This window comes from Aquidulcibacter sp., assembly GCF_020253525.1.
GTDB lineage: Bacteria > Pseudomonadota > Alphaproteobacteria > Caulobacterales > Aquidulcibacteraceae > Aquidulcibacter.
Window position 1 is genome coordinate 110,137 of sequence record NZ_JADCBK010000004.1, and the last position, 10,819, is coordinate 120,955.

Here is a 10,819-nt window from a genome sequence, read left to right on the forward strand (position 1 = left end):
TCGCCAAAGGCACAAGACCATGACCACTTCTTTCCCACCCACCGGCTCTAGCGATATCGACCTCTATCTCAAGAACCGGCAGATCCTGACCGATGGAAATGCCTATAATCCAGAGGATGAAAAGGATTCGTGTGGGGTCGGTCTCGTCTGTGCTCTCGATGGCAAACCGCGCCGCGACATTGTGGCGATGGCGCTGAAGGCTTTGAAGAATGTCTGGCACCGTGGGGCCGTTGATGCCGATGGCAAGACGGGCGATGGGGCGGGCGTGCGGGTTGATGTGCCGCAAGACTTTTTCCGCGAGCAAGTGGCACGCACGGGCCATAGCCCAACGGACGATCCAATCTGCGTCGGCATGATCTTCTTGCCGCGCACGGACTTTGGGGCACAGGAGACTGCGCGGACTATTGTTGAACGCGAAATCTTGAACTTTGGCTTTTATATCTATGGCTGGCGGCAAGTGCCGGTCGATATCTCGGTCATTGGCGAAAAGGCCAATGCAACCCGGCCTGAGATTGAGCAGATTCTGTTCTACGACCCACGTGGTCGCAGCGCCGAGGAGCTGGAACGCACCTTGTTCATCTGTCGACGCCGCATTGAAAAGCGCGCCTTGGCGTCGAGCGTAACGGGCTTTTATGTCTGCTCGTTTTCGTCAAAGTCGGTCATCTACAAAGGTATGTTCTTAGCTGAAAGCATCGATACCTTCTTTCCAGACTTGCAGAATGAGAAGTTCGTATCGGCGGTGGCGATTTATCACCAGCGCTATTCGACCAATACTTTCCCGCAATGGCATTTGGCCCAGCCTTTCCGCATGTTGGCGCATAATGGCGAGATCAATACGGTTAAGGGCAATATCAATTGGATGAAAAGCCATGAGATCCCCATGGCGTCTGAAGCCTTTGGCGATTATCAGGAAGACGTGAAGCCGATTGTGCAGGCTGGCGGATCAGACTCCGCGGCGCTCGACAATGTGTGCGAAGTCTTGGTTCGCGCGGGCCGCTCTGCCCCCATGGCCAAGGCGCTATTGGTGCCAGAGGCTTGGGCCAAGCAAGAAAACATCATGAAGCCGAGCCACATGGCGCTTTATGCTTATTGTAATGCGGTAATGGAGCCATGGGATGGGCCGGCCGCTTTGGCGATTTATGACGGTCGTTGGGCAGTGGCCGGGATGGACCGCAATGGCCTCCGCCCCATGCGCTATTCAGTGACACAAGATGGCATTTTGGCTGTCGGCTCCGAAACGGGTATGTGCCCGCTCGACGGGCGTGTTATCACCAAAAAGGGCCGCGTTGGGCGCGGTGAAATGCTGGCCGTCGATATGGAGAAGGGCAAGCTCTACACCCATGAAGCGATCATCGACAAATTGGCCAGTGCCCACCCCTATGTGAAGTGGAACTCCAATGTTGTGAATCTGGAAGCTCGCATCGGACCAGGGCCAGAGCCCAAGCTTTATACTCGCCAAGAATTACTGCGCCGGCAAGTGGCCGCGGGCCTGACCTTGGAAGAATTGGAAGTAGTCCTCGCGCCAATGGCAGAAGAGGGTAAAGAAGCCTTGGGCTCGATGGGCGATGATTCCCCGCTGGCGGTTCTGTCCTCGCGCTATCGGCCGTTGTCGCACTTCTTCAAGCAGAATTTCAGCCAAGTGACCAACCCGCCTATCGACCCACTTCGTGAAGAGCGGGTGATGAGCCTCAAGACCCGCTTCAAGAACCTCGGCAATATCTTGGCCCATGACGAAACCCAGCAAGACGTATTCGTGCTGGATAGCCCGATGCTAACCACCGGCATGTATGATCGCATGGTTGCCATGTTGGGCGCAGGCGTCGCCTTCATCGACTGTAGCTATGATCTACCAGAAGACCCGGACTTAGCAGGGGCTGCCTTGCGCGACGCTCTGGACCGGATCAAGGCGCAAGCTGAAGATGCGGTGCGCGCGGGCCAAAGCCAACTGGTATTGAGCGATGAGCATCAAGGCCCCGGCCGAATTGCTGCGCCCATGATCTTGGCAACGGGTGGCGTGCATGCCCATTTGGTTGCCAAAGGCTTGCGGTCTTATTGCTCGATCACAGTGCGCGCCGCTGAATGCGTCGATACGCATTATTTCGCGGTTTTGGTGGGCGTGGGTGCGACCTGTGTCAATGCCTATCTGGCGCAAGAAGCGATTGCCGACCGGCATGCACGCGGTCTTTTGGGAAATCTGACCCTGAACCAGGCGGTGGTGAATTATAAGAAAGCGGTGGAAGCGGGCCTTCTAAAAATCCTGTCCAAAATGGGGATTTCGGTCATTTCATCCTATCGCGGCGGCTATAATTTTGAGGCCTTAGGCCTGTCGCGCGCTTTAGTGGCAGACTTCTTCCCCGGCATGAGTTCGCGCATTTCCGGCATCGGTCTCCAGGGGATTGCCCTGAAGGCCCAGGCAATCCACGCCAAAGCGTGGGAAGAAGCAGTCGTGAGTTTGCCGATTGGTGGCTTGTACAAGGCCCGCGCCTCGGGTGAGCCACATGCTTTGGAAGCTGCCCAGATCCACCAACTACAAACAGCTTGTAACACAGGCTCATATGCCGCCTATCAGAAATATGTCAGCCTATTGAGTGGGCGCGCGCCCATACAATTACGCGACCTGTTAGACTTCCAATCGACCAATAAAGCCGTTGCCTTGGAGGAAGTTGAGAGCCTCAATGAAATCCGCAAGCGCTTTAATACGCCAGGCATGTCCCTCGGTGCTTTAAGCCCTGAGGCGCATGGCACGTTGAATGTGGCGATGAACCGGATCGGCGCAAAGTCAGTTTCCGGCGAAGGCGGAGAGGACCGCGAGCGTTACAAGCCACTTCCCAATGGCGATAATCCCAATAGCGCCGTTAAGCAGGTTGCGTCTGGCCGCTTTGGCGTGACGGCGGAGTATCTGAACCAGTGCCGCGAGATTGAAATCAAAGTCGCACAAGGTGCCAAGCCCGGTGAAGGTGGGCAATTGCCCGGCTTTAAAGTCACCGAAATGATCGCGCGCCTGCGCCATGCCACACCCGGTGTGACCCTGATCAGCCCCCCACCTCATCATGATATTTATTCGATCGAAGATTTGGCCCAGCTGATCTATGATTTGAAGCAAATCAATCCCGAGGCGAAGGTGTGCGTCAAGCTGGTCGCTCAATCGGGTATCGGTGCGGTGGCCGCAGGTGTGGCCAAAGCCAAGGCCGACATCATTCTGATTGCTGGCAATGTTGGCGGCACAGGTGCTTCACCCCAAACCTCAATCAAGTTCGCCGGCATTCCGTGGGAGTTAGGTCTTGCGGAAGCCCATCAGGTGTTGACGCTCAATAATCTGCGTGACCATGTGGTGCTGCGCACCGACGGTGGCCTGCGCACCGGCCGCGATATCGTGATGGCGGCGATGCTGGGCGCAGAAGAGTTTGGCATCGGCACTGCCTCTCTCGTCGCCATGGGTTGCATCATGGTACGCCAGTGCCACTCTAACACCTGCCCGGTAGGTGTGTGTGTGCAGGACGAGGCGCTGCGCCAGCGTTTTACGGGCACGCCGGAAAAAGTCGTCAATCTGATGAGCTTCATCGCGGAAGATGTGCGCGAAATCCTTGCTAGCCTCGGCTTTAAGACCCTGAACGAAGTCGTAGGCCGCACCGATCTATTGCGCCAAGTCAGCCGCGGGGCTGCTAACCTTGACGACCTAGACTTGAACCCACTTTTGGTGCGCGTGGAAGGGGCAAAACCAACCCGCTTTGGCACCGATAAGCCCCGCGTCGAAGTGCCCGATACACTGGACGCGCAAATCCTGCGCGACGCAGCGCCCTTTTTTGAGCGTGGCGAGAAGATGCAGTTGGCTTATGGCGTTCGCAACGTGCAACGCGCCATCGGCACCCGTTCTTCCAGCGCCATCGTACGCAAGTTTGGCATGGGTGCCCTACCCGAAGGCCGCTTGACGGTAAGGCTGGAAGGCTCGTGCGGGCAATCCCTCGGTGCCTTTGGCGTCCAAGGCCTGACCTTGGACGTGGTAGGTGATGCCAATGATTATGTCGGCAAGGGCCTATCGGGGGCAACCATCGTGCTGCGGCCCCCTCCAGGCTCTGGCTTGAAGCCAGAGGAAAACGCCATCATCGGCAATACGTGTCTGTATGGCGCGACCTCGGGAACTTTGCTGGCATCCGGCCAAGCGGGGGAGCGTTTTGCCGTACGCAATTCCGGCGCTTCTGCTGTCGTGGAAGGTATGGAGGCCAATGGCTGTGAGTATATGACCGGAGGCCTTGTGATATCGCTTGGGCCTGTTGGTGACAATTTCGCTGCAGGAATGACAGGCGGTATGGCCTTTGTCTGGGACCCACCGAACCGCTTGCCCAAACTGATCAATCCCGACAGCGTCGTTTGGCGCCGAATTGGTAGTCCTTATTGGGAAAGCCAATTCACCAGTCTGCTGGAACGCCATGTTCAAGCCACTGGCTCACCCTTGGGGCGGCGTATCTTGGATGATCTGGCCAATGAACTCGGCAATGTTTGGCAAGTCGTGCCCAAGGAAATGCTTAGCCGTCTGGCAGAACCCTTGGACGCAGAGGCTGCTTTGGCAAGCGCTTAGTCGACCCAAACCGCCCGTAAGCGCTCGGCGGCGGCCTCTGGTGTGAGGTCGCGCTGGGCCATGGCCAGCATCTCAAAGCCCACCATGAATTTCCGCACCGTGGCAGAGCGCAACAGCGGCGGGTAGAAGTGCATGTGGAACACAAAGCCCGGCGCTGGGCTTTGTGTCGGGCGTTGGTGCAGGCCCATCGTATAGGGGAAGGGCGCGTTGAAAACGCGGTCATAGCTGGCGGTCAAGCGGCGCAAAACATCAGCCAGATCGTGTTGTTCTTCCCCGCTCAATTCATCCAAGGCCGCGATAGGACGACGCGGCAGAATTAAGGTCTCAAACGGCCAAGCCGCCCAAAACGGCACCAGAGCTACAAAATGGGCATTGGCAGACAGGATGCGGCTGCCATCCTTTAGCTCACGATCCAAATAGTCCATCAGAAGGGGCGAGCCATTCTTTTCAAGCCAAGCGGCCTGCCGCTCCGTTTCGGTCGCAAGCTCGTTTGGAACGCTAGAGGTTGCCCATATTTGACCATGGGGATGAGGGTTGCTGGCCCCCATCATTGCGCCGCGATTTTCAAAAATGGTCACAGAGGCTAAGTCCGGGCGCGCCGATAGCTCCTGCCACTGCGCTGTCCAGACTTGTACCACAGAGGCGATCTCGTCCTGCGTCATACTGGCCATGGTCTTAGAATGGTGGGGCGTATAACAAATGACGCGACAAACACCCGTCTCAGGCTCTGCCACCAAGACAGGATCAGACGTCTGGCCCGCCTCCCCATCTGGTGCCAATAGTGCGGGGAAGTCATTGTCGAATACCCACACGCCGTCATAGGTGGGATTGATCACCCCACCGACGCGGGCATTGCCCGCACAGAGATAGCAAGCTGGATCATGGGCCAAGCCGGACGGGGGTGTGCTGTCGCCCGTCTCGCCTTGCCAAGGGCGGCCCATCCGGTGGGGGGAAACCAGCACCCACTCACCTGTAAGCAAATTCTGTCGCCGATGTGGCTTTTGGTCCCTCATGCCACTTCTCCGGCACCGGCGGCTGCCCGAACAACAAAAGCCCCAGGTCTTTGGCCCAAATAGGCGGAATAGGTCTCTAAAATTGCCTCCAGCGCCGTGGCAGCTCGTTCTGGCTCCACCAAAGCAATGATGGAACCACCAAAGCCACCACCCATCATGCGCGCACCATAAACACCTTCCGTGGCTTGGGCCAAAGCGGTTAAGCGATCCACTTCGGGTGTCGAAACTTCCATATCCGCTGACAGACTGGCGTGGCTGGCATTCAGAAGGCGACCGAGTTCGGTCAAATCACCTTGTACGAGCGCAGCCTCTGCCTTTTGGGTGCGGGTAATCTCGGTCAATACATGGCGCGCGCGCTTTAATGGATTGCCGCTCAAGCTGTCGAGTGCGGCCAGGTCTGTCACTTCGGCTAAAAGAGTTACGCCCAAGGTCGCGGCAGCGGCCTCACAATCGGCGCGGCGACTGGCATAGCCGCCACTGGTGTGCTGGTGCTTGACCCCTGAATCTACGATCAAGAAGCAGGCGGTGGAAGGCAGCGGGATGGGCTGGTAAGCCAAGGTGGCACAATCCAGCATGAGGGCATGGCCCTCTACGCCACAGGCGCTGGCGAACTGATCCATAATGCCGCACGCCATGCCGACATAGGTGTTCTCAGCCGCTTGGGAGACAAGCGCGAGGTCCTTGCCCGTCACCGCGCCGCCACTCAAAGCCAAGCCAATGGCAACTTCGAGGGCGGCCGAGGATGAAACCCCGGCACCCATCGGTACGTCAGAGGCTATGGCAAGGTCATGGCCCTCCACCTGATGGCCTGCGTCGCGCAAGGCAAAGGCAACGCCAGCGACATAATCGCGCCAGTCGCCCTGCTTTACAAAATGATCCAATGGCAACTCGCCTTGCCCCAGATCGCTGCTGACCCGCAGCACATCTAGTCCATTCGGGCGTGCTGCGACCCAGCAGGCAAAGTCGATCGCCGCAGGCATGACTTTACCGCCTGCATAATCCACATGCTCGCCAATGATATTGATCCGCCCCGGCGCACGAAAAAGCCTTGGCGTACCGTCAAAAGCATCCTTAAAGCGTTCGAGAGCGATCTGAGACTGAGTTGGGTTCGTCATGGGAACACCGCTAGGTTTATTTCGGCACGCTGCCAAGATGGAAAACGGACATGAAGTTAGGCGTTTGCTATTACCCTGAACATTGGCCCGAAGCTATGTGGGCTGAAGACGCCAAGCGCATGGCCGAAATCGGCATTACCCAAGTGCGGATTGGCGAGTTTGCGTGGAGCCGGATTGAGCCGGTGCCAGGCACTTTTGAGTGGGGCTGGCTGGATCGCGCGATTGAAACTCTGCATCAGCACGGCCTGCATATTGTTCTGGGCACACCGACCGCAACGCCGCCCAAATGGTTGATTGACGCGCACCCCGATGTTTTGGCTGTCGATGCACATGGTCGGCCCCGCCATTTTGGGTCTCGGCGACATTATTGTTTCTCAAGCCTGACTTACCGCGCCGAATGCGCCCGGATTGTCGAGGCTTTAGCTAAGCGCTATGGCAAACACCCTGCGATTGCTGCGTGGCAGACCGATAATGAATATGGCTGTCACGATACGATTATCTCCTATTCCAAATCCGCCCGTGCGGCCTTTCGCCTCTGGCTGGCGGCAAAGTATGCCAAGATCGAAGCCCTGAATCAGGCTTGGGGCAATGTGTTTTGGAGTATGGAATATCGTAGTTTTGAGGAGATTGATCCTCCGGTTGAGACGGTCACCGAAGCCAATCCAGCCCATCGCCAAGACTGGGCGCGCTTTGCTAGCGATGAAGTCGCTGCCTTTGACCGTGTGCAAACCGATATCCTGCGTGCCCATAGTCCGGGAAAGGATGTGCTGCACAATTATATGGGCATGTTTACCGCTTTTGATCATTTCAAGCTCGGCAAGCAATTAGATGTGGCCGCTTGGGATTCTTATCCCTTAGGCTTTTTGGAGCAGGCTTGGTGGCCGGATGCCACGAAAGAGCGCTTCCTACGTCAAGGCCATCCAGACTTCACTGCCTTTCACCATGACCTCTATCGTGGCGTGGGTCAGGGCCGCTGGCAGGTCATCGAGCAACAGCCAGGTCCCGTGAATTGGGCACCATGGAATCCAGCCCCATTGCCCGGCATGGTGCGCGCTTGGACCTGGGAGGCTTTTGCCCATGGGGCAGAATGCGTCTCTTACTTCCGCTGGCGACAAGCCCCTTTTGCGCAAGAGCAAATGCATGCAGGCCTGTTGCGGCCCGATAGCGCGGAAGCTGAAGCGGCAGGAGAAGCCCGCCAAGTCGCGGCAGAACTTGAAGCTGTGGCTGGTGCCACCACCACCCAAGCCCCAGTCGCGCTTTTGTTTGATTATGAAGCTATTTGGGCCAACCAGATTCAGCCGCAAGGCCGGGACTATCGCGGGCTGGAACTTCTGATCCACTTCTATAGCGCGGCGCGCCGTTTGGGCTTGTCGGTAGATGTCGTGCACCCAAGTGCCGACCTCAGCGGCTACCAACTGATCCTCTGCCCCTTGCAGATTTTCTGGCCAGAAGGATTGAGCGCGAAGATTAAAGCCAGTGGTGCGGCCTGTGTGCTGGGGCCGCGCGCGGGCTCAAAGACCCAAGATTTCCAAATCCCGGCTGATCTCGCCCCGGGTCCGGCACAAGAGCTGATCCCCTTGGTCGTCAGCCGTGTTGAAAGTCTGCGCCCGGGTCATGTCGAACAGGCAGGCCCGTTCAAAGTTACACGCTGGCTAGAGCATATCCAAACGGATCTTGTACCCGAAGCTTTTACGACGAGCGGTCATGGCATTTGGTATCAGACCGACAAAGTCGATTATCTAGCCTGCTGGCCAGATGCTGCGCTGTTAGACGCGGTGCTGCGGCGGCGCTGCGAAGCGCGGGGCCTTGCCACCTTGAGCCTGCCAGACGGATTGCGCTTGCGCCGACGCGGCGGGTTTATGTTTGCAATCAATTATGAGGCTGAGGCCGTGAACTTAGGCGATCATGTCCCCGATGCCGATCGTTTTGACTATGTTATCGGCGGCCCAAGCTTGGCCGCAGCGGGCGTAGCGGCTTGGCGGATTAGGTAAGCGCAGGGCCGTCAGCCAGCACGTCGCCAGCCAGATAGAGCGAACCGCAGATCAGCACGCGGGCAGGTCCAGCGCCCTCTGCCAAGGCGAGTTTTAGCCCGTCCAAGGGTGTATCGGCAGAAAGAGCGTCAAAGCCCATCGCGCGCGCCATCTCTGCCAGTTCGGCGGGCGGTCGACCCGCATCAGAAGTCCGGATCGGCACGGTAATGACCTCAGGCTTTAGGGCTTGGAAGGCTTGGAAAAAGCCTGTGGGGTCTTTGGTACCCAGTTGGCCGGTGATCAGCACCAATCGCCGCGAGTCTTTGGCTTGAAGACTCGCCATGTAGGATGCCGCCGCCGCAGCGCCGTGTGGATTATGACCGCCATCTAGCCAAAGCTCTGCCCCTGCCGCCAAGGCCATTTCAGCATAGGGCCCAGTTTGCAAGCGCTGCATCCGGGCAGGCCAACTGACCCGTTGCACGCCTGTCGCGATTGCACCTTCATCTAAGCCATAGAGGGTCATGGCTACAGCCGCGGCCCCTGCGTTTTCGAGCTGATGGTGACCGGGCAGGCCTGGTAAGGGCAAATCTAACAGGCGGTCTTGCGTTTGCACGATCAGGCGGCCGCGCTCAGAATAGCAATCCCAATCCCGCCCAAAGACGAGAAGGGGTGCTCCTAAAGCTTCGGCGCGCCGCTCAATCACCGCTAGCGCTTCATCGGCTTGGCGGGAGACAACGCACGGGATGTGCGGCTTCAGAATGCCAGCCTTTTCTCCCGCAATCTTGGCCAAAGTATCGCCCAGCATTTCCTTATGGTCGAAATCGACTGGGGTGATGATGGTCAGCTTTGGTTTGGTGACGATATTGGTGGCATCCAAGCGCCCGCCAAGGCCGACCTCTAGTAAAGTCAGGTCCGCCATGGTTTCACTAAAGGCGACAAAGGCAGCAACTGTTTCAGCCTCAAACACGGTAAGCGGGATTTGATTGCTCAAAGCTTGGATCCGCTGACCGATTTCCAAAAGGGCTTCTTCGCCGATAAGTTGACCAGCAATCCGCCAGCGCTCATGGATCGTGACCAGATGCGGCGACGTATAGGCGTGGACTGAAAGGCCCCCCGCCTCGGCCATGGCGCGCAAGAAGGCGACGGTTGAACCTTTGCCATTGGTGCCCGCCACATGAATGACAGGCGGGATCAAATCTTGCGGACGGCCCAAGGCCTCCAATGCCGCAGCAACGCGGGCAAGCCCCAGATCAATCTTGCGGGGGAAGCTATAGAATAAGTCAGCGGCATTCATGGGTTTAGGATCGGCTCAACAGGCGTATCAGATTGGCTTCGGCCTTCTGTAGCGTCAGGCGTACCATGGGATCAACCTCGGGCATAAGCGCAAGGCTGGCACGCACCTGGGCCAAGTCGAACAGGGCTTCGCGCCCTTCGGCGGACAAGACCCGGCTCTCAATCCAGCCGACTACGGCCAAGCGCTCCCCGCGCGTGACGGGCTCAACTTCGTGTAATGTCGTGGAGGGATACAGCACCAAACTCCCGGCTGGCAGCTTAATGGTTTGTCGACCCGCAGGCTGTTCGACGCACAGAGCACCCCCTTCATAACTATCCGGGTCTGACAGGAATAAGGTGAAAGACAGGTCTGACCGAACCCCATTCATAAAGGCATTGTCGACATGGAGGCCATAGGCCATGCCGGGTTGGTACCGCGAGATCAGGATTGGCCCATAGGTCTTAATCTGGGCGGCGGCTTGAAACACATCATGGCGTTCCAATGCGCGCTGGACAAATTCAATTAGGGCGTCTGCCGCTGTTCCTTTGGCCTGCTGGTTGTTTTTCACCGTTTTCGCCAAGCCCCCCGCGGTGGCCTTCCCATCTATAAAGGATAGGGCTTCAACCTCCGTACGCACGCGCTCTAGGTCCTCAGTACCTAACATCTGGTCGATCGTAATTAACATCAGCACCCTACCTGCAAACGACTTGCATTTTCATCTAGCCTCGGCCACACTCACAAAATAGTGTTTTTCGCAGCAAGGAAGTAGATATGATTGAGTTCAAGCCCCGCATGTGGACCCTGATGGGTGTCAGCGCAATGGCTTTGGTCGGCGTGGCCGCGTGCCAACCTGGCGGCGAAGGGGGAACCTC

6 protein-coding genes are annotated in these 10,819 nt (G+C 57.7%); 2 read left to right on the forward strand and 4 right to left on the reverse strand.

The features are described 5' to 3' along the window. Window positions 1-19: 19 nt before the first annotated feature. Complete coding sequence (gene gltB, locus IOB61_RS01100) at window positions 20-4,576, forward strand: glutamate synthase large subunit (RefSeq protein ID WP_290810911.1); 4,557 nt, start codon at window positions 20-22, stop codon at window positions 4,574-4,576. Here gltB and IOB61_RS01105 read toward each other — a convergent pair. Together IOB61_RS01105 and galK are read right to left on the reverse strand one after the other, a co-directional pair. Continuing rightward, window positions 4,573-5,589 (reverse strand): UDP-glucose--hexose-1-phosphate uridylyltransferase, encoded by a 1,017-nt coding sequence (locus tag IOB61_RS01105; RefSeq protein ID WP_290810914.1) that lies wholly within the window; start codon window positions 5,587-5,589, stop codon window positions 4,573-4,575. The genes gltB and IOB61_RS01105 overlap by 4 nt on opposite strands. After that, a complete protein-coding gene (galK, locus tag IOB61_RS01110; RefSeq protein ID WP_290810917.1) occupies window positions 5,586-6,704 on the reverse strand; it encodes a galactokinase in 1,119 nt (372 codons plus the stop codon). Before galK ends, IOB61_RS01105 begins: the two co-directional genes overlap by 4 nt. A 50-nt stretch (window positions 6,705-6,754) precedes the next feature. On the opposite strand from galK, the gene IOB61_RS01115 reads away from it, so the two are divergent. Further along, complete coding sequence (locus IOB61_RS01115) at window positions 6,755-8,695, forward strand: beta-galactosidase (protein WP_290810920.1); 1,941 nt, start codon at window positions 6,755-6,757, stop codon at window positions 8,693-8,695. On the opposite strand, the gene IOB61_RS01120 is transcribed toward IOB61_RS01115, so the two are convergent. After that, window positions 8,688-9,968: a folylpolyglutamate synthase/dihydrofolate synthase family protein gene (locus IOB61_RS01120; RefSeq protein ID WP_290810923.1), complete on the reverse strand. Its 1,281-nt coding sequence runs from the start codon at window positions 9,966-9,968 to the stop codon at window positions 8,688-8,690. The two genes, IOB61_RS01115 and IOB61_RS01120, sit on opposite strands and share 8 nt — an antisense overlap. Before the next feature lie 4 nt (window positions 9,969-9,972). Continuing rightward, the gene (locus IOB61_RS01125; protein WP_290810926.1) at window positions 9,973-10,632 is read right to left on the reverse strand and encodes a Fe2+-dependent dioxygenase; all 660 of its coding nucleotides are present in this window, start codon (window positions 10,630-10,632) and stop codon (window positions 9,973-9,975) included. Between the last annotated feature and the right edge of the window lie 187 nt (window positions 10,633-10,819).

Bases quoted from the DNA above. Each gene is read 5' to 3' on its own strand.
- IOB61_RS01125 (WP_290810926.1), bottom strand. From the start codon at position 10,632: ATGTTAATTACGATCGACCAGATGTTAGGTACTGAGGACCTAGAGCGC.
- gltB (WP_290810911.1), top strand. From the start codon at position 20: ATGACCACTTCTTTCCCACCCACCGGCTCTAGCGATATCGACCTCTAT.
- IOB61_RS01120 (WP_290810923.1), bottom strand. From the start codon at position 9,968: ATGAATGCCGCTGACTTATTCTATAGCTTCCCCCGCAAGATTGATCTG.
- IOB61_RS01115 (WP_290810920.1), top strand. From the start codon at position 6,755: ATGAAGTTAGGCGTTTGCTATTACCCTGAACATTGGCCCGAAGCTATG.
- IOB61_RS01105 (WP_290810914.1), bottom strand. From the start codon at position 5,589: ATGAGGGACCAAAAGCCACATCGGCGACAGAATTTGCTTACAGGTGAG.
- galK (WP_290810917.1), bottom strand. From the start codon at position 6,704: ATGACGAACCCAACTCAGTCTCAGATCGCTCTCGAACGCTTTAAGGAT.